Origin of the sequence: Pseudomonas hydrolytica, from assembly GCF_021495345.1 — a bacterium.
In the GTDB taxonomy this organism is placed as follows: Bacteria; Pseudomonadota; Gammaproteobacteria; order Pseudomonadales; family Pseudomonadaceae; genus Aquipseudomonas; species Aquipseudomonas hydrolytica.
Genome location: NZ_CP099397.1, coordinates 2,646,603 through 2,670,780 on the forward strand (window position 1 = coordinate 2,646,603; position 24,178 = coordinate 2,670,780).

The 24,178-nt window shown below is 64.6% G+C and carries 20 protein-coding genes; 11 read left to right on the forward strand and 9 right to left on the reverse strand.

Annotated elements, in window-relative coordinates:
• Window positions 1–34: 34 nt before the first annotated feature.
• The 10 genes from L1F06_RS12260 to cobA all read left to right on the forward strand — a co-directional run bounded on the left by L1F06_RS12260 (window position 35) and on the right by cobA (window position 13,573).
• Window positions 35–724: a polysaccharide lyase family 7 protein gene (locus L1F06_RS12260; RefSeq protein ID WP_129482429.1), complete on the forward strand. Its 690-nt coding sequence runs from the start codon at window positions 35–37 to the stop codon at window positions 722–724.
• A 73-nt stretch (window positions 725–797) separates the two neighbouring features.
• A complete protein-coding gene (locus L1F06_RS12265; protein ID WP_129482428.1) occupies window positions 798–2,642 on the forward strand; it encodes a sulfatase-like hydrolase/transferase in 1,845 nt (614 codons plus the stop codon).
• Window positions 2,643–2,720: 78 nt separating this feature from the next.
• Window positions 2,721–3,164: a thioesterase family protein gene (locus L1F06_RS12270; protein WP_003240052.1), complete on the forward strand. Its 444-nt coding sequence runs from the start codon at window positions 2,721–2,723 to the stop codon at window positions 3,162–3,164.
• A gap of 140 nt (window positions 3,165–3,304) precedes the next feature.
• Entirely contained in the window at window positions 3,305–3,460 is a 156-nt protein-coding gene (locus L1F06_RS12275; protein WP_012018515.1) for a hypothetical protein, read from the forward strand.
• A gap of 423 nt (window positions 3,461–3,883) precedes the next feature.
• Window positions 3,884–5,095 (forward strand): nitrate/nitrite transporter, encoded by a 1,212-nt coding sequence (locus L1F06_RS12280; RefSeq protein WP_129482427.1) that lies wholly within the window; start codon window positions 3,884–3,886, stop codon window positions 5,093–5,095.
• Between the two features lie 116 nt (window positions 5,096–5,211).
• Window positions 5,212–6,876: a bifunctional protein-serine/threonine kinase/phosphatase gene (locus L1F06_RS12285; protein ID WP_129482426.1), complete on the forward strand. Its 1,665-nt coding sequence runs from the start codon at window positions 5,212–5,214 to the stop codon at window positions 6,874–6,876.
• 279 nt (window positions 6,877–7,155) lie between these two features.
• Window positions 7,156–9,612 (forward strand): nitrite reductase large subunit NirB, encoded by a 2,457-nt coding sequence (gene nirB, locus L1F06_RS12290; RefSeq protein WP_129482425.1) that lies wholly within the window; start codon window positions 7,156–7,158, stop codon window positions 9,610–9,612.
• On the forward strand, window positions 9,609–9,935 hold the full coding sequence (gene nirD, locus L1F06_RS12295) for a nitrite reductase small subunit NirD (RefSeq protein ID WP_012018511.1): 327 nt from the start codon (window positions 9,609–9,611) through the stop codon (window positions 9,933–9,935). Before nirB ends, nirD begins: the two co-directional genes overlap by 4 nt.
• Window positions 9,936–10,046: 111 nt before the next feature.
• Complete coding sequence (locus L1F06_RS12300; protein WP_129482424.1) at window positions 10,047–12,764, forward strand: nitrate reductase; 2,718 nt, start codon at window positions 10,047–10,049, stop codon at window positions 12,762–12,764.
• A gap of 65 nt (window positions 12,765–12,829) precedes the next feature.
• Window positions 12,830–13,573, forward strand: a complete 744-nt coding sequence (gene cobA, locus L1F06_RS12305; protein ID WP_129482423.1) for a uroporphyrinogen-III C-methyltransferase — start codon at window positions 12,830–12,832, stop codon at window positions 13,571–13,573.
• A 115-nt stretch (window positions 13,574–13,688) separates the two neighbouring features.
• Here cobA and L1F06_RS12310 read toward each other — a convergent pair whose 3' ends face one another.
• The 8 genes from L1F06_RS12310 to ppsA all read right to left on the reverse strand — a co-directional run bounded on the left by L1F06_RS12310 (window position 13,689) and on the right by ppsA (window position 21,863).
• Window positions 13,689–14,672, reverse strand: a complete 984-nt coding sequence (locus L1F06_RS12310) for an OmpA family protein (RefSeq protein WP_129482422.1) — start codon at window positions 14,670–14,672, stop codon at window positions 13,689–13,691.
• Window positions 14,673–14,780: 108 nt separating this feature from the next.
• Entirely contained in the window at window positions 14,781–15,371 is a 591-nt protein-coding gene (gene sigX / locus L1F06_RS12315; RefSeq protein WP_003240036.1) for an RNA polymerase sigma factor SigX, read from the reverse strand.
• An 82-nt stretch (window positions 15,372–15,453) separates the two neighbouring features.
• Window positions 15,454–16,278: a mechanosensitive ion channel family protein gene (locus L1F06_RS12320; RefSeq protein WP_012018507.1), complete on the reverse strand. Its 825-nt coding sequence runs from the start codon at window positions 16,276–16,278 to the stop codon at window positions 15,454–15,456.
• A 1-nt stretch (window position 16,279) separates the two neighbouring features.
• The gene (locus tag L1F06_RS12325) at window positions 16,280–16,525 is read right to left on the reverse strand and encodes a hypothetical protein (protein WP_003240032.1); all 246 of its coding nucleotides are present in this window, start codon (window positions 16,523–16,525) and stop codon (window positions 16,280–16,282) included.
• A 55-nt stretch (window positions 16,526–16,580) separates the two neighbouring features.
• On the reverse strand, window positions 16,581–17,567 hold the full coding sequence (locus tag L1F06_RS12330) for a CorA family divalent cation transporter (RefSeq protein WP_129482421.1): 987 nt from the start codon (window positions 17,565–17,567) through the stop codon (window positions 16,581–16,583).
• Between the two features lie 5 nt (window positions 17,568–17,572).
• On the reverse strand, window positions 17,573–18,061 hold the full coding sequence (gene rraA, locus L1F06_RS12335; RefSeq protein ID WP_129482420.1) for a ribonuclease E activity regulator RraA: 489 nt from the start codon (window positions 18,059–18,061) through the stop codon (window positions 17,573–17,575).
• 252 nt (window positions 18,062–18,313) lie between these two features.
• Window positions 18,314–19,303: an alpha/beta fold hydrolase gene (locus L1F06_RS12340; RefSeq protein WP_129482419.1), complete on the reverse strand. Its 990-nt coding sequence runs from the start codon at window positions 19,301–19,303 to the stop codon at window positions 18,314–18,316.
• 187 nt (window positions 19,304–19,490) lie between these two features.
• Window positions 19,491–21,863 carry a phosphoenolpyruvate synthase gene (ppsA, locus tag L1F06_RS12345; protein WP_012018503.1) on the reverse strand — a complete coding sequence of 791 codons (2,373 nt, stop codon included), beginning with the start codon at window positions 21,861–21,863 and terminating at the stop codon, window positions 19,491–19,493.
• Window positions 21,864–22,043: 180 nt separating this feature from the next.
• Between ppsA and ppsR the strand changes: the two genes are divergently transcribed.
• The gene (gene ppsR / locus L1F06_RS12350) at window positions 22,044–22,862 is read left to right on the forward strand and encodes a posphoenolpyruvate synthetase regulatory kinase/phosphorylase PpsR (protein ID WP_003240022.1); all 819 of its coding nucleotides are present in this window, start codon (window positions 22,044–22,046) and stop codon (window positions 22,860–22,862) included.
• 65 nt (window positions 22,863–22,927) lie between these two features.
• On the opposite strand, the gene prpF is transcribed toward ppsR, so the two are convergent.
• Entirely contained in the window at window positions 22,928–24,115 is a 1,188-nt protein-coding gene (prpF, locus tag L1F06_RS12355) for a 2-methylaconitate cis-trans isomerase PrpF (protein WP_129482418.1), read from the reverse strand.
• Window positions 24,116–24,178: the final 63 nt, after the last annotated feature.

Below are 24,178 nucleotides of genomic sequence, written 5' to 3' on the forward strand. Positions count from 1 at the left end.
AAGGGGGCTTTCCACTCCCGACCAAGGACTCTACGTGCTCGATCTCACCACCTGGAACCTGTCCGTCCCCACCGACCCAGCCCCGACCACCATCAGCACCACGAGGCTCAACAACGGCTATCAGAGCGGCTATTTCCGCCGCAACGCAGATGGCAGCGTGACCTTCTGGGCACCGGTGACCGGCTCGCCCACCGCCGATGCCAAGTACCCTCGCAGCGAGCTGCGCGAGACGCAGAGCGACGGCAGCCTGAGCAACTGGCAACACGGCAGCAGCGACAGCTACCTCAGCGCAGTGCTGACAGTCGACAGCGTGCCCAGCAAGAACAAGGTGGTGATCGGCCAGATTCACAGCAAGGACGAGCCCGGCAGCGAAAACGACCCGCTGATCAAGTTGCAGTACCACTATCGCAACGGTATCGGCCGCCTGGAGTTGCTGCTGCGCGAGAAACCCGGCGATCACCAGGTGCAGAACATCCTGCTGGCGGAAAACGTGCAGCTGGGCGAACGCTTCGGCTACGACCTGCGCCTGACGCCTACCGGCAAGCTGGGCGTGGCCGTGGTCAGCAAGGACGACGACAAGGGCTCGCTGTACCGCCAGCTCCATCCCTCCTGGGCGAAGCAGCAGCTGTACTTCAAGGCCGGGGCCTACATCCAGGACAACGAAGGCCCCAGCAAGGAAGGCGGCCGAGTGACCTTCTATCACCTCAACACCGCACACCGCTGAACGCCGATTAAGCCTCGCTTAAGGTCGCATCGCTACCTTGCGCGGCCATCTCCAATAAGAAAGGAAATTGTGCGTGCCCAGCCATCCATCGACGCGCCGCGCCGACTCGCTGTACTGGTTCTTCACCTGGCTCGCCGTCGCCGGGCATCTGTCCCGCGCCTTCGACCCGCCGGCGAGCCTCGCCCTGGGGCTGTACCAGCTGGTGTTGCTCGGTAGCTACGCGCTGCTGTTCATCGCTCCTCTGTGGTTGCTGGGCCAGCTTGGCAGCCGGCTGCACCGCGGTCTCGGCCTGACGCTGTCGGTGCTGCTGGCGGGTCTGCTGCAGTTGCTGATCTACGCCGACGGACTGCTTTGGCAGCTGTATGGCTTTCACCTCAACGGTTTCGTCTGGAACATCCTCACCACGCCGGGCGGTATCGCGGCCCTGGGCTCCTCCGAATCGACGCAGAGCGGCTTCGCCCTGATCGCCGCCGCGCTGTTGCTGGGCCAGGCGCTGCTGCGCCTGCTGGCCAGTGCGCTGGCCAGATGGCAACCGCGGCTACCCGCGCCGCGCTGGCTGTGGGTGCTGCCGCTGTTTCTCCTGGCCACGCTGGGCGAGCGCGTCAGCTACGGCGTCAGCCACTTCTACGGCTACAGCCCCCTGCTCGAGACCGCTCAGCGCATGCCCTTCTATCAGCCGCTGACCATGCGCCGCTTCCTCGAGCAACAGCTCGGCCTGCAGCGACCGCAGCGTCTGGAGCTGGAAAACGTCGCACTCAAGGGCCAGCTCAAGTATCCGCAGGCGCCGCTGCGTCTGACGCGCCCGGACAAACCGCTGAACCTGGTGTGGCTGGTGGCCGAATCCTGGCGTGCCGACAGCCTCAACCCACGGGTGATGCCGCAGACCGACGCCTTCGCGGCGCGCGCGCTGCGCTTCGACAGTCATTTCTCCGGTGGCAACGGCACCCGTATCGGCATGTTCAGCCAGTTCTACGGCCTGCCGGCCAACCTCTGGTTTTCGGTACTGGATGCGCGCATCGGCAGCCCGCTCATCGACGTGCTGCAACAGCAGGACTACCAGATGCGCCTGTTCACCAGCGCCAAGTTCAGCTATCCGGAGTTCGACAAGACCCTGTTCGTCAAGGTGCCACCGGCGCAGATGCAATCCTATGACCGCGGGCCGAGCTGGCAGCGCGACCGCAAGAACGTCGACGACCTGCTGCAGTTCATCGACCAGCGCGACCGTGCGAAGCCCTTCATGACCTTCATGTTCTTCGAGTCGCCGCACGCCAACTACGACTTCCCGCCCGAGTCGGTGATCGAGCCGGATTACCTCCCGGACTTCAGCTACGCCAGCATGGACCTAGAGCGCGACATCGACGGCATCTACAAGCGCTACCTGAACGCCGTGCACCACCTTGACGGGCAGATCGCCCGGGTCGTCGACCATCTCGAACAGCGCGGGCTGCTGGACGACACGCTGATCGTGATCACCGGCGATCATGGCGAAGAGTTCATGGACAACGGCCGCTGGGGCCACAACTCCACCTTCGTCGATGCCCAGCTGCGCGTGCCGCTGGTGCTCTGGGTGCCGGGCCGCGAGGCGCAGCGCACCAAGCTGCGCACCAGCCATGTCGACCTGCTGCCAACCCTGCTGCCGCTGCTGGGAGTGAACAACCCGGCGCATGACTACAGCATCGGCCAGAGCCTGTTCAGCCCCAGTTCGCCGCGGCTGCTGGTGGCTGGCGACTGGGACCGCCTGGCCTTCCTCGGCGAACGGCACAAGGTGGTGCTGCCGTTCACCAGCGGCAGTTTCACCGCCCTGCAGGCCAGCCGAGCCGATGATCGGCGCCTGGCGAACGCCGCCAGCGTGCTGCAACAGGCCCTGCCACAGATCCGCAGCGAGCTGCAGGGCTTCAGGCGCTTCCTCGCGCACTGAGCGCCTGTGGCGCGGATGACTCTTCTGCCTGGGAGCAGGCGGCGTACAATCGCCGCCTGATTTTCCACGAGACGCACCATGGCCCGCCTGACCCTAGAATTTCCCGAAGACCAGTACTGCTACAGCACCCAGCTCACCGTGCGGGTCACCGACATCAACGGTGCCAACCACCTGGGCAACGACTCGATGATTTCGATGATCTCCGAAGCCAGGGCGCGCTTTCTCTACGAGTTCGGCATTCGCGAGACCGACGAGGACGGCACCGGCATCATCGTCACCGATCTGGCCACCACCTACCGAGCCGAAGCCCATGCCCGCGACCAGTTGCTGTTCGAGGTCGGGGTGATGGACTTCAACCGCTATGGCGGCGATATCACCTTCCGCATCACCCGCCCGGCCGACGGCACACTGGTGGCCATGGCCAAGTCCGGCTTCGTGTTCTTCGATTACCGCCAGTCGAAGGTGGTGCCGATGCCGGACGCCTTCAGTGCCAAGTTCCCCAAGGTCAATCGGCTCGACTGAGCGGGGTTCCCCATGCGCCAGGCGCACGCTGACGAAGCAGGCCCTGGCAGGAACTTGCACAGTTATTGCTGCAAGCACCGTGACACATCGCCAATCGTCTGCTACGCCTAGGTCAGAACAGAAAAAAGGGGGGATCGAGGATGACCGACACCTACCGCCGTGCCCGTCAGGCTGGGCTGCTGAGCAATCTGCTGGCAATCGCCCTGCTGACCCTGCCGCTACCGACTCACGCAACCAGTATCGCCCAACTGGCCAGCATCGAAGCACGAACTGCACTCAGCTCGCCGCATAGCTGAGCGAAGCACCCGCCCCGTTCGGGTGCATTGACAGCGCAAACGCCTCGTTTTGCGGCAGCCCTGCGCTCGCCGAAATGCCGCAACGCCCCCTATCAGGGCCTTCGATCGGTTGGCCCGGCACTTGCTTAGTCCCTGATACCAGGTAGCCAACGGCGGCCACCTCCCTCACGACAAAGACGTCGCCTCACCCGGCCTTCATGGCCTGCGGTGAAGCGGCGTTTTTTTTCGTGTTCGCCCCAGTGTCCGGGGCCGGCGCAGGCGTCGCGATCCGAGCCTGCACTGCAATCGTTCAACCCTGCTGTGGCCTCGGCCGCAGGGCCCTGCACCACAAGTGCACGGCCTCCCCGGCAGGCGCGGCCGCCGTGTCCACGACCACGGTTTCGCCGCGCCATGCTGGGCTCCTTCTCGCTGATGAGGTGATCGATGAATACAAGTTTCTGGAAAGCCGGCCACGCCCCCACCCTGTTCGCCGCTTTCCTCTATTTCGACCTGAGCTTCATGGTCTGGTACCTGCTCGGCCCGCTGGCGGTGCAAATCGCCACCGACCTCGAACTCAACGCCCAGCAACGCGGCCTGATGGTAGCCACGCCAATTCTCGCCGGCGCCGTGCTGCGCCTGCTGATGGGCTTTCTCTGCGACCGCCTGTCGCCGAAGACCGCCGGCCTGCTCGGCCAGGTGGTGGTGATCATCGCGCTGTTCTGCGCCTGGCAGATCGGCATCGGCAGCTACGAGCAGGCGCTGCTGCTCGGCCTGTTCCTCGGTTTCGCCGGCGCTGCCTTCGCCGTGGCCCTGCCGCTGGCTTCGCAGTGGTACCCACCGCAGCACCAGGGCAAGGCCATGGGCATCGCCGGCGCAGGCAACTCCGGCACCGTCCTGGCGGCCCTGTTCGCCCCGGGTCTGGCGGCGCTGTCCGGCTGGCAGAACGTGTTCGGCTGGGCGCTGATCCCGCTGCTGGCGACCCTGGTGATCTTCGCCCTGGTGGCCAGGAACGCGCCGGAGCGGCCCAAACCCAAAGCCTTCGGCGACTACCTCAAGGCCCTCGGCGACCGCGACAGCTGGTGGTTCATGTTCTTCTACAGCGTCACCTTCGGCGGCTTCATCGGCCTGGCCAGCGCCCTGCCCGGCTACTTCAGCGACCAGTACGGGCTGAACCCGGTGACCGCCGGCTACTACACCGCCGCCTGCGTCTGCGCCGGCAGCCTGCTGCGCCCGCTCGGCGGCGCCCTGGCCGACCGCATCGGCGGCATCCGCACGTTGCTGATGATGTACACCATCGCCTCGCTGTGCATCGCCGCGGTGGGCTTCAACCTGCCCAGCTCGACCGCTGCCCTGGCCCTGTTCGTCGCCGCCATGCTCGGCCTCGGCGCCGGTAACGGCGCCGTGTTCCAGCTGGTGCCGCAGCGCTTTCGCAGGGAAATCGGCGTGATGACCGGGCTGATCGGCATGGCCGGCGGCATCGGCGGCTTCTTCCTCGCCGCCGGCCTCGGCACCATCAAGCAGCACACTGGCGATTACCAGCTGGGCCTGTGGCTGTTCGCCAGCCTCGGTGTGCTGGCCTGGATCGGCCTGCACGGGGTCAAGCAGCGCTGGCGCACCACCTGGGGCAGCGCCGCGGTCACCGCCGCGCGGGTGTGAGCGAGTTCTCGACGACCAGCCACACTCCGTAGGGTGCGCCGCGCGCACCAGCGATTTGCGTCGAGCCTGGTGCGCACGGCGCACCCTACGGTCCAAAGATCTACGGAAACTGCATCATGGCCCTGCAACTGAGCATCGGCGAAACCAGCGCCATCGGCCCGCGCAGCGAGAACCAGGATGCCCTGCGCGTGGTCACCCCGGCGCCGGCCCTGGCCGCCAGCAAGGGCTATCTGCTGGGCCTGGCCGATGGCGTCAGCCAGTGCGCCGACGGCGGCCTGGCGGCGCGCGCCACCCTGCAGGCGCTTGCCCTGGATTACTACTCCACGCCGGAAACCTGGCCGGTGCAGCACAGCCTGGACCGTCTGCTCACCGCGCATAACCGCTGGCTACAGGCCAATGGCGGCGGCCAGCCGCTGCTCACCACCCTCACCGCCCTGGTGCTGCGCGGCCGCCGCTATACCCTGGCGCATATCGGCGACAGCCGTGCCTACCTGTGGCGTGACGGCCACCTGCTGCGCCTGACCGAGGACCATGTCTGGGAACAGCCGGGCATGCAGCACGTGCTCAAGCGCGCCATGGGCCTGGATCAGCACCTGGTGGTGGACTACCGCGACGGCGAGCTGCAGGCCGGCGACCGCTTCCTGCTGGTCAGCGACGGCGTCTGGGCCTGCCTCAGCGACAAGCGCATCGGCGAGTTGCTACAGGGCGCCGATGCCCAGGCGATCTGCCAGGCACTGGTCGACGAGGCGCACCGTGCCGGCAGTCAGGACAACGCCAGCGCCCTGCTGGTGCAGGTCGAGCAGCTCCCGGAAGCCGCGCTGGCCGACACCCTGGCCCAGCTCGAGCATTGGCCGCTGCCGCCGCGTCTGCGCGACGGCCAGGAGTTCGAGGGCTGGCAGGTCGAACGGCTGCTCGGCGAATCGCGCCAGTCGCTGATCTACCGGGTGCGCGATACCGACAATCAGCCCTGGCTGCTCAAGACCCTGCCGGCCAGCCGCGCCGGCGAGGAACAGGCCGGCCCGGCGCTGCTGCAGGAGGAATGGTTCCTGCGTCGCGTCGCCGGCCGCCACTTCCCCGAGCTGCACGCCCTGCCGCAGCGTCAGCACCTGTATTACGTGCAGCGCGAGTACGCCGGCCAGACCCTGGCCGCGCGCCTGCAACAGCATGGCCCGCTGAGCCTGGCCGACTGGCAGGACCTGGCGCCGCGGCTGATCAAGGCGCTCGGCCTGCTGCACCGGCGCAATATCATCCACCGCGACATCAAGCCGGAGAACCTGCTGCTCGGCGACGACGGCGAACTGCGCGTGCTGGACTTCGGCCTGACCTACTGTCCGGGCCTGACCCGCGACGAGGCGCATGCCCTGCCCGGCACCCCCAGCTATATCGCCCCGGAAGCCTTCGCCGGCAGCCCGCCCAGCGCCCAGCAGGATCTCTACGCCGCCGGCGTGACCCTCTACCACCTGCTCACCGGTCACTATCCCTATGGCGAGGTCGAGGCCTTCCAGCACCCGCGCTTCGGCCAGCCGCCCCCGGCCAGCCGCTATCGCCCGGACCTGCCGGCCTGGCTCGACGAGGTGTTGAACCGCGCGGTAGCCGCTGCCCCGGCGCAGCGCTTCGAAACCGCCGAGGAATGGCTGCTGGCCCTGGAAAGCGGCGAGCGCCAGTCGCTGAACAACCGTCCACGACCGCTGCTGGAACGCGAGCCGCTGTTGGTCTGGCGCACGGTGGCGCTGGTGTCGCTGCTGCTTAACCTGCTGCTGGCGCTGCTGCTGCTCAAATAGTCCCACTCGCACCAAAGCAGCGCAAAACGCCTCGCAAAGGTGCACGAGCCCCGTCCGGCAGATACGCCAAGTCGCTGAAAAGCCAGGAAAACCGAGCTTCGAGAAAGTTGGCACAGGCACTGCATTGTTACTGGCAGCAAACACATAAAGCGCGACCTTCAACGAAGAAGGCTGCACTTCCCGATAGAACGGGACCTGGACAAAGGCGTCCTCGCTAGGTGACTAGCGGGACGCCTTTTTTGTTTCTTTTCCACCGTGATTTTTCAGGAGATGGCCGGCATGCAAAAACTCAAGCTGGTGATGATCGGCAACGGCATGGCGGGTGTACGCACCCTCGAGGAGCTGCTCAAGCTCGCCCCCGACCTCTACGACATCACCGTGTTCGGCGCCGAGCCGCACCCCAACTACAACCGCATCCTGCTCTCGCCGGTGCTGGCCGGCGAGCAGACCTTCGAGGAGATCGTGCTCAACGATCTGAACTGGTATGCGGAGAACGACATCAAGCTGCTGCTCGGGCGCAAGGTGGTCAAGATCGACCGCAAGCAGCGCCTGGTCATCGCCGATGATGGCAGCGAGGCCGAGTACGACCGCCTGCTCATCGCCACCGGTTCCAACCCCTTTATCCTGCCGATTCCGGGCAAGGACCTGCAGGGCGTGATCGGCTACCGCGACATCGCCGACACCCAGACCATGATGGACACCGCCAAGACCCACAAGCACGCGGTGGTCATCGGCGGCGGCCTGCTCGGCCTGGAGGCGGCCAACGGCCTCAAGCTGCGCGGCATGGACGTCACCGTGGTGCACCTCGGCGACTGGCTGCTGGAGCGCCAGCTGGATCGCACCGCTGGCGAGCTGCTGCAGAAGTCCCTGGAAGACCGTGGCCTGAAGTTCCTCCTGCCCAAGCACACCGCCGAACTGCTGGACAATGGCGAAGGCCGTGTCTGCGCGGTGAAATTCAAGGACGGCGAGGTGATTCCCGCCGACCTGGTGGTGATGGCCGCCGGTATCCGCCCCAACACCGAACTGGCCGAGAGCGCCGGCATCGCCTGCAACCGCGGCATCCTGGTCAACGACACCATGCAGACCTTCGACCCGCGCGTTTACGCCATCGGCGAATGCGCCAGCCACCGCGGCATCGCCTACGGTCTGGTGGCGCCGTTGTTCGAGCAGGCCAAGGTCTGCGCCAATCACCTGGCCCAGCTCGGTTTCTCCCGCTACCAGGGCTCGGTGACCTCGACCAAACTCAAGGTCACCGGTATCGACCTGTTCTCCGCCGGCGAATTTATGGGCGGCGAAGGTACCGAGACCATCACCCTCTCCGACCCCATCGGCGGCGTGTACAAGAAGCTGGTGATCAAGGACGACGTGCTGGTCGGCGCCTGCCTGTACGGCGACACCGCCGACGGCGGCTGGTACTTCCGCCAGATCCGCGAGAGCCACAACGTCAGCGAGATCCGCGACCATCTGATGTTCGGCGAAGGCGCCATCGGCGACGTCGGCCACCAGGGCGCCGACAAGACCGCCAACATGCCCGACAGCATGGAAATTTGCGGCTGCAACGGCGTGTGCAAGGGCACCATCGTCAAGGCCATCCAGGAGAACGGCCTGTTCTCGGTCGACGAGGTCAAGAAGCACACCAAGGCCGCCAGCTCCTGCGGCTCCTGTGCCGGTCTGGTCGAGCAGATCCTGATCAGCACCGTGGGCGGCGCCGCCGACGTCAAACCCAAGAGCGAGAAGGCCATCTGCGGCTGCTCCGACCTCAACCACGGGCAGATCCGCAAGGCCATCCGCGAGCAGCACCTGACGTCCATGGCGCAGACCATGGCGTTTCTCAACTGGAGTACGCCCAACGGCTGCGCCACTTGCCGCCCGGCTCTCAACTACTACCTGATCTCCACCTGGCCGGGCGAGGCCAAGGACGACCCGCAGTCGCGCCTGATCAACGAACGCGCCCACGCCAATATCCAGAAGGACGGCACCTACTCGGTGGTGCCGCGCATGTGGGGCGGCGTGACCAACCCGTCCGAGCTGCGCCGCATCGCCGATGTGGCCGACAAGTACAACGTGCCCATGGTCAAGGTCACCGGCGGTCAGCGCATCGACCTGCTGGGCATCAAGAAGGACGACCTGCCGGCCGTGTGGAAGGACCTGGACATGCCCTCCGGCCACGCCTACGGCAAGTCCATCCGCACGGTGAAGACCTGCGTCGGCATTGAGTTCTGCCGCTTCGGCACGCAGAACTCCACCCAGCTCGGTATCGACCTGGAGCATGACCTGTTCAACATGTGGTCGCCGCACAAGGTCAAGCTGGCGGTCTCCGGCTGCCCGCGCAACTGCGCCGAAGCCGGCATCAAGGACGTCGGCATCATCGGTGTGGATTCCGGCTTCGAGATGTACATCGGTGGCAACGGCGGGATCAAGACCGAGGTCGCCGAGTTCTTCGTCAAGGTGAAGACCGCCGAAGAAGTGCGCGAATACAACGCCGCCTTCCTCCAGCTGTACCGCGAGGAGGCCTTCTACCTGGAGCGCACCGTGCACTACATGCAGCGCGTCGGCATGGAGCACATCAAGAAGGCGGTGCTGGAAGACGAAGCCAACCGCAAGGCCCTGGCCGCGCGCCTGCACTACGCCCTGTCGTTCGAGCAGGACCCGTGGAAGGAGCGCATCGAGACGCCGCAACTGAAGAAAGAGTTCGACACCATCAAGGTGGTGCAAATCGAGGAGGCCACCGTATGAACTGGCTGGATATCTGCGCCCTGGACGAAATCAACGTGCTCGGCTCGCGCATCGTCAGCGGTCCCAAGGGCGACATCGCCATCTTCCGTACCGCTGCCGACGAGGTCTTCGCCCTCGACGACCGCTGCCCGCACAAGGGCGGCCCGCTGTCCCAGGGCTTGATCTACGGCAAGCGCGTGGCCTGCCCGCTGCACAACTGGCAGATCGAGCTGGAGTCCGGCGAGGCCGTGGCGCCGGATGTGGGCTGCGCTCACCGGCACCATGCCCGGGTCGAGAACGGCCGCGTGCTGCTGGCCCTGAACCAGGCCGAAAAGTGCGCATAGAACTGTAGGAGCCAGCTTGCTGGCGATGCCTTTCGCGACCTGGATCGCCAGCAGGAACTCAGCGTCCCCCCTAGCTCCTACAGCAAGCCGCAAACCACGGAGTCGAGCGCCATGCCTACCCAAAGCCAAATCACCGCTTCAACCTGCTGCTACTGCGGCGTGGGCTGCGGCGTGCTGATCGAGCACGACGGCGAGAAGATCCTCGGCGTCGCCGGCGACCCCAGCCACCCGGCCAACTTCGGCAAGCTGTGCAGCAAGGGCTCGACCCTGCACCTGACCGGCGACCTCGACGCCCGCGCGCTCCATCCCGAGCTGCGTCTGGGCAAGGGCCTGGCCCGTTCGCGCACCGACTGGGACAGCGCCCTGGATCACGCCGCGGCGGTGTTCGCCGAGACCATCCGCGAGCACGGCCCGGACAGCGTGGCCTTCTATATTTCCGGCCAGTTGCTGACCGAGGACTACTACGCCTTCAACAAGCTGGCCAGAGCATTGGTGGGAACCAACAATATCGACAGCAATTCGCGCCTGTGCATGAGCTCGGCGGTGGTCGGCTACAAGCGCAGCCTCGGCGCCGATGCCCCGCCCTGCAGTTACGAGGACATCGAGCAGAGCGACTGCCTGCTGATCGCCGGCTCCAACATGGCCTACGCCCACCCGGTGCTGTTCCGTCGCCTGGAAGAAGCCAAGGCGCGCCGCCCCGAGATGCAGATCATCGTCGTCGATCCGCGGCGTACCGACACCTGCGAGCTGGCCGACCTGCACCTGGCGATTCTGCCCGGCACCGACGTGGCGCTGTTTCACGGCATCCTGCATCTCCTGCTGTGGGAAGGCTGGGTCGACCGCCGCTATATCGACGCCCACACCGAAGGTTTCGCGGCGCTGAAGAACCTGGTGCGCGACTACAGCCCGGCGGCCACCGCCGATATCTGCGGCATCAGCCTGGACGCCCTGCAGCGCTGCGCCGAGCTGATCGGCCGCGCGCCCTCCTTCCTTTCGCTGTGGTGCATGGGGCTCAATCAGTCCTCGTCCGGCAGCGCCAAGAACAGCGCGCTGATCAACCTGCACCTGGCCACCGGGCAGGTCGGCAGGCCCGGCGCCGGCCCCTTTTCCCTGACCGGCCAGCCCAACGCCATGGGCGGCCGCGAGACCGGCAGCCTGAGCAACCTGCTGCCGGGCCACCGCGAGGCCGGCAACGCCGAGCACCGCGCCGAAGTCGCCGCCTACTGGGGCGTCGACACCCTGCCGGAGACGCCCGGCCTGTCCGCCATCGAGCTGTTCGATGCGGTGCACGACGGCCGCATCAAGGCGCTGTGGATCGCCTGCACCAACCCGGCGCAGTCGCTGCCGAACCAGAACAAGGTGCACGAGGCCCTGGCCGCCTGCCCCTTCGTCGTGGTGCAGGAAGCCTTCTTCACCACCGAGACCTGCCGCTACGCCGACCTGCTGCTGCCCGCCGCCAGCTGGGGCGAGAAGGAAGGCACGGTGACCAACTCCGAGCGCCGCGTCAGTCATGTACGCCGCGCCGTGCCAGCGCCCTTCGATGCGCGGCCCGATTGGTCGATCACCTGCGACTTCGCCCGTCGCCTGGAAACTCTGCTCCGCCCCGGCCTGCCCAGCCTGTTCGACTTCACCAGCGCCGAGGCGCTGTTCGAGGAATACAAGTTCCTGACCGCCGAGCGCGATCTCGACCTCTCGGGGCTGAGCTACGCGCTGCTCGATGACCAAGGTCCCCAGCAATGGCCGTTTGCGCCCGGCGCACGGCAGGGCACCGCACGGCTCTATGCCGACGGCCGCTTCCCCACCGCCAGCGGGCGTGCGCAGTTCCATGCCGACCCCTACCGCGCGCCAAAGGAAAAGCGCGAGGCGCGTTTCTCCCTTACCCTCAACACCGGCCGCCTGCGCGACCAGTGGCACGGCATGAGCCGCACCGGCACCGCCGCGCGCCTATTCGGCCATGTCGAGGCCGCCGTGCTCGGCCTGCATCCGGATGAACTGCGTCGCCGCCGCCTGCAGGACGGCGACCTGGTCAGGTTGCGCAGCCGCCGCGGCAGCCTGATCCTGCCGGTGCAGGCGGACGAGTCGGTGCGCCCAGGCCAAGCCTGGCTGCCGATGCACTGGGGCGACCGCTTCCTCAAGGGCCTGGGCACCAACGTGCTGACCCAACCGGCCTTCGACCCGCTATCCAAGCAGCCGGAGCTCAAGCATGCCGGCGTCGAGGTGGACAAGGTCGAGCTGCCCTGGCAGCTGTTCGCCCTGGTCGAGGGCGAGGTGCAGAGCCGCTTCGAGGCCCTGCGTCCGCTGTTCGAGGACTTCGCCTACGCCAGCCTCACCCCCACCGGCCGCGAGCGCCCCGCCCTGCTGATCCGCGCCGCCAGCGCCGTGGCGCCGCAACCCGAGCTGCTGGCACAGATCGACCGCCTGTTGCGCCTGAACCAGGGCCCGGTGCTGGCCTACGACGACCCGCGCCGCGCGGTGGGCAAGCGCGTGCGTATCGAGGATGGCCGCATCGTCAGTATCCGTCTGGCCGGCGAAACGGCCGCCAGCGAATGGCTGAGAAGCCTGTGGCTGGACGGCCAGGCCGATGCCGACCTGCGCCGCTGGCTGCTCGCCCCGGTCTCCGCGCCGCCAGGCAACGTCGGCGCCACCACGCGCGGCAAGACCCTGTGCAATTGCCTGAACGTCAGCGAAAGCGCGGTGTGCGCCGGCATCGAGCGCGGCCTGGATCTGAACGGCCTCAAGCAGGAACTCAAATGCGGCACCAGTTGTGGCTCCTGCGTACCCGAAATCAAGCGGTTGCTGGCCCAGCAGGCAGTGGCGACACAAGCGTAGGGTGCGCTGTGCGCACCGCTGCAAAATAACTCGGTGCGCACGGCGCACCCTACGAGGAACCCGATATGAACGCAAAAGTCTGGCTGGTGGGCGCTGGCCCCGGTGATCCCGAGCTGCTGACCCTCAAGGCGGTCAAGGCGCTGAACCAGGCCGAGATCGTGATGATCGACGATCTGGTCAACCCGGCCGTGCTCGAGCACTGCCCCGGCGCGCGTATCGTCTCGGTGGGCAAGCGAGGCGGCTGCCGCTCCACACCGCAGGCCTTTATCCATCGCCTGATGCTGCGCTACGCGCGCCAGGGCAAGTGCGTGGTGCGTCTTAAAGGCGGCGATCCCTGCATCTTCGGTCGCGGCAGCGAGGAAGCCGACTGGCTCGGCGCGCACGGCGTCGAGGTGGAGCTGGTCAACGGCATCACTGCCGGCCTGGCCGGCGCCACCAACTGCGGCATCCCTCTGACGCTACGCGGCGTGGCGCGCGGTGTGACCCTGGTCACCGCCCATACCCAGGATGACAGCTCGCTGAACTGGCAGGCGCTGGCGCAGAGCGGCACCACCTTGGTGGTATATATGGGTGTAGCCAAACTGGCGGATATTCGCGACGGCCTGCTCGCCGGCGGCATGAGCGGCGAGATGCCGGTGGCCATGATCGAGAACGCCTCGTTGCCCGCACAGCGCGAGTGCCGCAGCCAACTGGCAGATATGGTCGCAGATGCCCGCGCCTTCGCCTTGCAGAGCCCGGCCATCCTGGTGATCGGCGAGGTCGCCCGCGCCAGCGCCCAGCTCGGAATGCCCCAACTCCTGCATGCCTGACTGCTTCGCCTCCTGCGAAGGCATTGTTTGCCCGCCGTCCCCTTGGCGGGCTTTTTTATGCAGAAAAAAGAAAAACCCGGCCGAGGCCGGGTTTCTCCTTACAGCACCAGAAGCATTACTGCTTGATCTGGGCTTCTACTTCGGCTTCAACGCGACGGTTGATGGCGCGGCCGGAGTCGGTGGCGTTGTCGGCTACCGGGCGGGTTTCGCCGTAACCAACAGCGTTCACGCGGTTGCCATCGACACCGTACTGGTTGACCAGCACGTTACGTACGGCGTTGGCACGACGCTCGGACAGACCCTGGTTGTAAGCGTCAGAACCGACGGAGTCAGTGTGACCTTCAACGGTGGTAGTGGTCTGCGGGTACTGGTTCATGAAGTCAGCCAGGTTCTTGATGTCACCGTAGCTTTCTTCTTTGACGCGATCCTTGTCGAAGTCGAACTTGACGTCCAGCTCGACGCGAACGGTTTCCATGGCCGGCTCAGGAGCAGGCTCAGGCATCGGCTCCGGAGCTGCAGCTACAGGGGCCGGAGCCGGGGCCGGCTTGCTGCCGCCACCGAAGTTCAGACCAACACCCACACCGGCTTGCCACTCGGTGTCGCCCTGGTCGATGTTGTACAGAGCGTCGACGCCGGCACGGGCGTAGAACATTTCGGTGAAGTAGTACTTGGCACCAGCGCCTGCAATGGCCAGAGTCGAGTGGTTACGGCCGCCGCTAGTAGTGTTGCTGATGCTCTGATGACCGAAACCTGCGGAGACGTAAGGACGCAGACCTACACCCGGCTGACCGAAGTGGTAGATGGCCTTCAGATCGGTCAGGCTGCCTTTGATGTCCTTGTTGCCGAGGTTACGCTCGCCACGAATGTCGTGGTATTCGCCGTAGGACAGCGCCAGTTCTACATCGTCGGTCAGGTAATAGCCAATGCTGCCACCGAACAGGTTGCCTTCATCGTGGGCATAGCCACGCTGAGAGTCAGTGAAGTAGCGATTGACGAAGCCCTCCACCTCGACAGCGCCTTGGCCTTGCGCCAGCGCGCCGAAGGAAGTTGCGGCAACGAGAGAGCCAATGACTACGCCCAAGGTGTTTTTTACTTTCATCCGTTAAATCCCCATCTTGGTGGTTAATAAGTCGCCGCGAACATCACTCGGCAACTTGGCGGCGATTTTATCAGGTTTCGCCACTCCCTTAGTGGTCGGGAAGCTGAACTAAGTTTCGGAAGTTTCCGAAAATTTGTCCCGCAACCGATCCAATGCTCGCTTGTAGCGCATCTTCGTTGCGCTCAAGCCCATGTGCATGATGTCGGCAATCTCCTGGAACTCCAGTTCTGCGACAAATCGTAGCACCAGAATTTCGCGGTCGATCGGATTGACATGAACCAACCAGCGATCCAGACCGCCTCGCTCCTCGACTTTGGGTGTCTTTTCGTCGGAAGCTTCTTCGAGCGGATCCAGACTCAAGGCATCGATCAATCGACGCTTGCGCCGCTCTTTTCGGTACTGAGTGATGCACTCGTTGTAAGTGATGCTGTACAGCCAGGTCTTGAACTTGGACTTGCCTTCGAAGTTCTTCAGGCCATATAGCACCTTCAGCATCACCTCCTGACAGACATCGTCGGCGTCCCTTTCGTTCCCCAGATAGCGCGCACATACGTTGAATAATGTGCGTTGGTAGCGCCTCATCAGCTCTTCATAAGCACGGGTGATGTGAAACAGCTCGTCATGGGCGCGCGCCACCAGCTCTTCATCGGTGAGCTCGCGGGGGTCATAGCGCGTGGGCAGGGATTGAGCTTTGTTCAAAACGAGTCGGGCCGACGGTCAGGACGAAAAGTGCCCGGCAGGTCATGCCTGCCGGGCAGCTGCATAAAATAACAGATTGGCGTCAGCGACTGTTCACGCGTTGTTCGAGCATCACCCGATTGGCCACCGAAACCAGCTCGCCGGCATCGGTCAACAGAATGGTTTTCACCGTGCCGATCTCTTCGATCTGGCCTTCGACCTCGCCGACCTGCACCTGTTGCCCGACTTGGTACAACTCGCGCACGTAGATGCCTGCCAGGATCTGGCTGGCGATGTCGCGACTGCCCAGCCCCAGGGCCAGGGCGACCGCCAGACCGACCGAGATCAGGACGATGGCGATGACGTTGTTGAGCAGATCGGTCTTGACCTCGAGCTGGCCGATGGCCACCGAGATGCTGATGATGATCACCAGGCCTTGGGCCACGCGACCGAGACCATGGGCATATTCCAGGCCGACGCCTTCGGCGGCGCCACGCACCAGGCTGCTGACCAGTTGCGCCAGCAGTACGCCGGCCAGCAACACCAGGGCCGCACCGAAGACCTTGGGCAAGTACAGCGCCAGCACGTCGAGGGTGGCGGATACGCGTTGCAGGCCAAGCGATTCGGCAGCCGAAACCAGGAAGATCAGCAGCACGAACCAGTAGACGATCTTGCCGATCAGGGTCGAAACCGACGCCTGGATCCCCACACGGGCCAACAGCTTGGTCAGCCCGGTACCCATCATCAGACGGTCCAGCCCTACCTTGCCGAGCAGCTTGGACAGCAGGGTGTCGAGCAGTTTGGCCACGACGAAGCCGAGCAGCACCAGCACCAGGGCGACGAACAGATTGGGGATGAAGCCGGCAACCTTGGTCCACAGTGCGGTCATCGCGGAGATCAGGCTTTGGGTCCAGGGATCGAGTTCCATTTCAGTCGGCCTTATCAGCAGAAACAGGGGGTTGAGTACGGCGAGAAACTGGCGCGACATGCGCCGAACCGTTGTTCAGGGCAATCATCAGCGCCTGCAGCCAGTGGCCTATCAGGCTGAACAGATCGCCAGCGCCGACCTGGCGATTGGCGGTCTTGAGCACCCGATGCAGGCAGGCATCGTCGTCATGGCTGGACGGCGATGACTTGAGCAGGTCGCGTAGAGACTCTTCGAATGGATCGTGCATGCGCACCTCACGGGATGTCACGGCTAGACGCAGTGGCGGGCAGATGAGTCACACATCACAACCAGCGCCAGCGGCGAAACAACAGCAGCAGACCCAGCGCCAACGCAGCTATCAGGCCACAGGCGACCAGAAAACCCACCGAGCTGTCGGCGCCGGGAATGCCGCCGACGTTGATGCCCAGCAGGCCGGTGATGAAGGTCAACGGCAGAAACAGTACGGCGGTGATGCTGAAGCGATACATCAGGCGGTTCATGCGCTCGTTCAAGCGCCGGCTTTCCGCCTCGAGAACCAGATTGGCGCGCTCGCGGATGAGCTCCAGCTCCTCCAGATAGCGGGTCAGGCGGTTGTTGAGCTCGTTCCAGTAATCCTCGTCATCTTCCATGAACCAGACCTGGCGATTGCGTACCAGCTGAGCGTAGAGGTCGCGCTGCGGCGACAGAAAGCGACGCAACGCAGCCGCCCGGCGGCGCAACTGGAGCATCAGGCTGTGGTCGGGGCGATAGCGTTCATCGGCATCCAGCCCGTCCTCTTCTTCGTCGAGCGCCTCGCTCAGCTCGGTGATCAGGTCATCGACCCGGTCGGTCAGATAGCGGGCCAGATCAAGTAGAAGCTCTGAAGCACTTTTCGGCCCACGGCCGGCCTCGAAGTCGGCGATCAGGGCTTCGGTCGCCCGCAGCGGCCGCAGACGCAGGGAAATCACGCGGCGGGCATCGGCGAAGATGCGCACCGAGACCATGTCTTCCGGCTCTGCACCGGGATTGCGGTTGACCCCGCGCAGGAACAGCAACAGTTCGTCGTCGGGCAGGGGCAGCAGGCGCGGACGGGTGTTTTCCTCGAGCAGCAGGTTGCAGCTGAATTCATCCAGCCCACTGTTCTCGCGCAACCAGCGCTGCGCCTGAGGCTGACCACGATCCCAGTGCAACCACAGGCTTTCCCACTCGCGCAGCTGCAGGTCGTCCAGCTCTGCGGGACAAATGCTGCGGGCACCACCCTGCCCATCGAGCACGAAGGCATGCAACAACGCGGAGTCGTAAGCCTGCATCCGGGTTATTCCGGCATGCTCAGCGCTTGCGGGGAGACGATGATGCCGTTGTTGTCGGCATACAGGTATTCGCCCGGCTTGAAGGTCACGCCACCGAAGGTGACCGGCACGTTGAGGTCGCCGATACCGCGCTTGTCGGTCTTCATCGGGTGGCTGGCCAGCGCCTGCACGCCCAGATCCGTCTGCGCAATCACATCCACATCACGGATGCAGCCATAGACGACGATGCCCGCCCAGCCATTCTTGGCAGCCTTCTCCGCAAGCATGTCCCCCAGCAGCGCCCGGCGCAGCGAGCCGCCGCCATCGACCACCAGCACACGCCCTTCACCCGGCAGGTCGACCTGTTCCTTTACCAGCGAATTGTCCTCATGGCACTTGATGGTCACCATCTGACCACCGAAGGAGTCGCGACCACCGTAGTTGGCGAACATCGGCTCGACCACCTGGACCAGCTCCGGATAGGCGTCGCACAGATCTGGGGTGATGTAGTGCATGGCAAAACTCCTTTCAACGATGAATGAGGTGGCAACCCAGGGCTCTAAACCGAGGTGTTCAACGACACAGGCAGTTTCAAATCAAGGACAACTCGGCATGCGGGGCGTTCAGCGGCAACGAAGCGTGGCACGAGAATGCTTGGCGCCAACGCGATGAACATGCGACCACCGGCTGCCCGGTAAATGACCGCGACCTTTAGCGGCGTCACATATTACCGGTATGCGTGCGACGAAGAAACGACCCGAACAGGCTCAGCCGCCCACACTCGCCGCTTCCTCGCTGAAACCTGCCGGCAGTTGCAGGTGTTGCAGCCAGTATTCGGTGAGCGGCCACACCTCACGCTGCGCTTCCTTGCTGACCAGCATCTCGATATGGCCGAAGTCGCTGGAAAAACCATTGCTCTTGCCCAGCAGCAGAAACTGCGTCGGCGCTGCGCTGCATTGCTCCAGCAACTTGCGGCAAGCCCAGGCAGGGTCCTGATGATCCGCCACGGCGCCGACCGCCAGAATGGGCAGACGCACCTGGGTCAGCCCTGTCCACCAGTCCTGCTCGCGATCGCCGAAGCGGCCGAACAGGCCCAGCCAGCGCAGGGTTTCCTGAGCCAGGCCAATGGGTTCGTCTTCCGGTCCCCGCTTCAGTCGTCGCCCGGATAGATAGGGAAAGGCGCGCAGCAGCAACCGAGCTCCCCACTCCACCGGCGGCAGCTTCAGCGGCCAGTAGATGCGGCTGATCTGGCTGCCGAACCACGCCGCCGAGCGGGCGCGCGACTCATCGAGGAAGCCACCACCCAGCGCCGCCGCCAGGATCACGCCACCGAGGGAGTGTCCGATCCAGTGTGCGGCCTGCCCGCTCTGCTCGAAGATGAAATCGGCAACGGCCGGCAGATCGTAACGCACGTACTGCGCCACGTTGTTGCTTCGGTAGCTGTCATTGCGTGGTGACAGGCCATGACCGCGCATTTCGGCGATCCACACATCGAAACCGGCACGCGCCAGGTAGGCGCCCAGGCCGATGCCCTTGGGCGAATACCAGAAGCGACGATTGGAGAAGCTGCCGTGCAGCAGTACCACCGGCACGCCCCGCTCGCCCTCGGCGCCGGCCAGGCCCAGGCGGGTCAGGGCCAGTTCGACAGTGCAATCGGGGCTGTTGTTGGGTTTGAGGAGGTAGACGTCCTCGCTCAGATCACCGCGCAACTCGGCGCTGATCAGGGCGACGGGGAAAAGCTCACTGCTGCTTTGCATGGATCGGGTGACCGCAATGGCGCTGTGCCAGAAATAAAGACGACACTCGGAAAAAACCTCGAAGACGATGCTTCACATCGATTGCGATGCCCGCCCGTTGGCCGCCACGCCGCTGGCGACGCGGCGGTTCCCGGGGCACTAAAAAGGGCGGGATCAACCCGCCCTTGTGCACATCGATGATCGCGCCTCAGGCGGGTTGAGTTTCAGCCAGGAAGAACCAGGTATCGAGTACCGAATCCGGGTTCAGCGACACGCTCTCGATGCCCTGCTCCATCAGCCACTTGGCCAGATCCGGATGGTCCGACGGGCCCTGGCCGCAAATGCCGATGTACTTGCCGGCCTTGTTGCAGGCGGCGATGGCATTGGCCAGCAGCTTCTTCACGGCCGGGTTACGCTCGTCGAACAGGTGGGCGACGATGCCGGAATCACGATCCAGGCCCAGGGTCAGCTGGGTCAGGTCGTTGGAGCCGATGGAGAAGCCGTCGAAGAACTCCAGGAACTCCTCCGCCAGCAGCGCGTTGGACGGCAGTTCGCACATCATGATGACCTTCAGGCCGTCCTGACCGCGGGCCAGGCCGTTGCTCGCCAGCAGCTCGACCACTTGCGAGGCCTCGCCCAGGGTACGCACGAAGGGCACCATGATCTCGACGTTGGTCAGGCCCATTTCACCACGCACCTTCTTCAGCGCACGGCATTCCAGTTCGAAGCAGTCGCGGAAGGATTCGCTGATGTAGCGCGAAGCACCGCGGAAGCCCAGCATCGGGTTTTCTTCTTCCGGCTCGTACAGCTTGCCGCCGATCAGGTTGGCGTATTCGTTGGACTTGAAGTCCGACAGACGCACGATGACCTTCTTCGGCCAGAAGGCAGCGGCCAGGGTGCTGATGCCCTCGACCAGCTTCTCGACATAGAAGTCGACCGGATCGCCGTAGCCGGCGATGCGCTTCTCGACGCTGTCCTTGATCTCCGGCGGCAGGCTGGCGAAGTTCAGCAGCGCCTTCGGGTGCACGCCGATCATGCGGTTGATGATGAATTCCAGGCGGGCCAGGCCCACGCCTTCGTTCGGCAGCTGGGCGAAGTCGAAGGCGCGATCCGGGTTGCCGACGTTCATCATGATCTTGAACGGCAGCTCGGGCATGGCGTCGACCGAGTTCTTGCGGATGTCGAAGCCCAGTTCGCCCTCGAAGATGAAACCGGTGTCGCCTTCGGCGCAGGAAACGGTCACGCCCTGGCCGTCCTTCAGCACGCTGGTGGCGTTGCCGCAGCCAACCACCGCCGGAATGCCCAGCTCACGGGCGATGATCGCCGCGTGGCAGGTACGACCGCCGCGGTTGGTGACGATGGCGCTGGCGCGCTTCATTACCGGTTCCCAATCCGGGTCGGTCATGTCGGAGACCAGCACGTCGCCCGGCTGCACCTTGTCCATCTCGGACACGTCGTGGATCACCCGCACCTTGCCGGCGCCGATGCGCTGACCGATGGCGCGGCCTTCCACCAGCACGGTGCCCTTCTCTTTCAGCAGGTAGCGTTCCATCACGGTGGCGCTGGAGCGGCTCTTCACGGTTTCCGGACGGGCCTGCACGATGTACAGCTTGCCGTCGTCACCGTCCTTGGCCCACTCGATGTCCATCGGGCGGCCGTAGTGTTTCTCGATGATCAGCGCCTGCTTGGCCAGCTCGCTGACCTCGGCGTCGCTGATGCAGAAGCGCGCACGCTCGGCACGGTCGACTTCCACGGTCTTGACCGAACGACCGGCCTTGGCCTCGTCGCCGTAGACCATCTTGATCGCCTTACTGCCCAGGTTGCGACGCAGGATCGCCGGACGGCCGGCTTCCAGGGTCGGCTTGTGCACGTAGAACTCGTCGGGGTTGACCGCGCCCTGCACCACGGTCTCACCGAGGCCGTAGGCGCCGGTGATGAACACCACGTCACGGAAGCCGGATTCGGTGTCCAGGGTGAACATCACGCCGGCGGTGCCGGTTTCCGAACGCACCATGCGCTGCACGCCGGCGGACAGGGCGACCAGCTTGTGGTCGAAGCCCTGATGCACGCGGTAGGCGATGGCACGGTCATTGAACAGGGAAGCGAAGACTTCCTTAGTGGCGCGGATCACGTTGTCCACGCCGCGGATGTTGAGGAAGGTTTCCTGCTGGCCGGCGAAGGAAGCATCCGGCAGGTCTTCGGCGGTGGCGGAGGAACGCACGGCCACGGCCATGTTGTCGTTGCCGGCGCTCATGGTGGCGAAGGCTTCGCGAATCTGCTTGTCCAGCTCGGCCGGGAAGTCGGCTTCCATGACCCACTGGCGAATCTGCGCGCCGGTCTTGGCCAGGGCGTTGACGTCGTCGACGTCGAGCGCGTCGAGGGCCGCGTGGATCTGGGCATTCAGGCCGCTCTGCTCGAGGAAGTCGCGGTAGGCCTGAGCCGTAGTGGCGAAACCGCCGGGAACCGAGACGCCGGCGCCGGCCAGGTTGCTGATCATCTCGCCGAGGGATGCGTTTTTGCCCCCCACATGCTCTACATCGTGGACGCCGAGCTTATCGAGGGAAACTACGTACTCTACCAAGGTGATCTCTCCACTAACGGTGTTGGAAAAGCTCAGTGGGCTGCGCAATGTCGAACGACCGAAGTCGCGCGATTGTGGCCGTGCCCTTGAATAAGTAACAATGCCGAACCCCATGGGCCCGGCGAAAAACGCGGCCTATCATAGCCAAGAATCGATCTCAGCTTAAGGCCTTTGGCGCAAATGAAACGAACCGCTTTCTTCATCTCCGACGGCACCGGCATCACGGCCGAAACCCTGGGCCAGAGCCTGCTCGCGCAGTTCGAGAATATTCAATTCACCAAACTTACGCGTCCTTATATCGACAGCATCGATAAAGCGCGCGCCATGGTACAACAAATCGATGCTGCCGCCGAAAGGGACGGTGCACGCCCGATCATCTTCGACACCATCGTCAATCGCGATATTCGTGCGATCCTCGATACCGCAAATGGTTTCATGATCGATATCTTCTCCACCTTTCTCTCGCCCCTGGAACAGGAGTTGAGTTCGCACTCCTCCTATTCCGTCGGCAAGTCGCACTCCATTGGCCAGCACTCCAACTACATGGAGCGCATCGAGGCGGTGAACTTCGCCCTGGACAATGACGACGGCGCGCGCACCCATTATTACGACAAGGCCGATCTGATCCTGGTAGGCGTCTCGCGCTGCGGCAAAACGCCCACCTGCCTGTACATGGCGATGCAGTACGGCATCCGCGCCGCCAACTACCCGCTGACCGAAGACGACATGGAGCGTCTGCAACTGCCCGACTCGCTGAAAAAGCACCGCGACAAGCTGTTCGGCCTGACCATCGACCCGGATCGCCTCACCGCCATCCGCCACGAGCGCAAGCCCAACAGCCGCTACGCCAGCTTCGCCCAGTGCGAGTTCGAAGTGCGCGAGGTGGAGAACCTGTTCCGCCGTGAAAACATCGCCTTCATCAACTCCACGCATTTCTCGGTGGAGGAAATCTCCGCCAAGATCCTGGTGGAAAAAGGTGTTGAAAGGCGCCTCAAATAACCGCTGCAAGCACATGTTTACAAAGGGAAAAGGCTCGAAACCTCGAGCCTTTTCTCATTCAGGGCCTAGAAGCTTTCAGCGGGTACGCGTACCCAGCCTTCCATCAGGATGCGCGCACTGCGGCTCATCGACGCCTTGGTTACCGTCCACTGACCATCGACCCGCCTGGCCTGCGCGCCGACACGCAGGGTGCCGGACGGATGGCCGAAACGTACCGCCTCGCGCTCGCCGCCACCGGCCGCCAGGTTGACCAGCGTGCCGGGAATCGCCGCCGCTGTGCCGATGGCCACCGCGCAGGTGCCCATCATTGCGTGGTGCAGCTTGCCCATGGACAGCGCACGCACCAGCAGATCGACCTCGCCGGCCTTCACCGCCTTGCCACTGGAGGTGCGGTAGTCCTTGGGCGGACTGACGAAGGCGATCTTCGGGGTGTGCTGACGTGTCGCAGCCTCCTCGGCCGTCTTGATCAGCCCCATGCGCAGCGCACCAGCGATGCGGATCTGCTCGAAGCGCGCCAGTTGCGCCGGATCGCCATTGATATCCTCGCGCAGCTCGGTGCCCCGATAGCCGATGTCCTCGGCATTGACGAACACGGTCGGGATGCCGGCGGTGATCATGGTCGCCTTGAAGCTGCCGATGCCCGGCACTTCCAGGTCGTCCACCAGGTTGCCGGTGGGGAACATGGAGCCGCCCTCCTCGCCGTCGTCGGACGGGTCGAGGAATTCCAGCACGATCTCCGCCGCTGGGAAGGTCACCCCGTCCAGCTCGAAGTCGCCGGTTTCCTGCACCTGGCCATCAGTGACCGGCACATGGGCGATGATGGTTTTCTGGATATTGGCCTGCCAGATGCGCACCACGCAGGTGCCGTTCTCGGGAATCCGCGCGGGATCGACCAGGCCGGCGTGGATGGCGAAGGCGCCAGCCGCCGTGGACAGGTTGCCGCAGTTGCCGCTCCAGTCGACGAAAGCCTTGTCGATGGACACCTGGCCGTAGAGGTAATCGACGTCGTGCTCGGGCTGGCTGCTTTTCGACAGGATCACGCACTTGGAGGTGCTCGAGGTGGCGCCGCCCATGCCGTCGATATGCGCCGAATAGGGGTCGGGGCTACCGATCACGCGCATGAACAGCGCATCGCGCGCCTCGCCCGACACCTGACAGCGCTCGGGCAGGTCCTGCAGGCGGAAGAACACGCCCTTGCTGGTGCCGCCACGGATATAGGCGGCGGGGATTTTCACTTGAGGCAGATGAGCCATGAGTGCAGTCCTGAAGTAGCCCGGATGCAATCCGGGGAGAATCATTCAACCTTGCCCCGGATT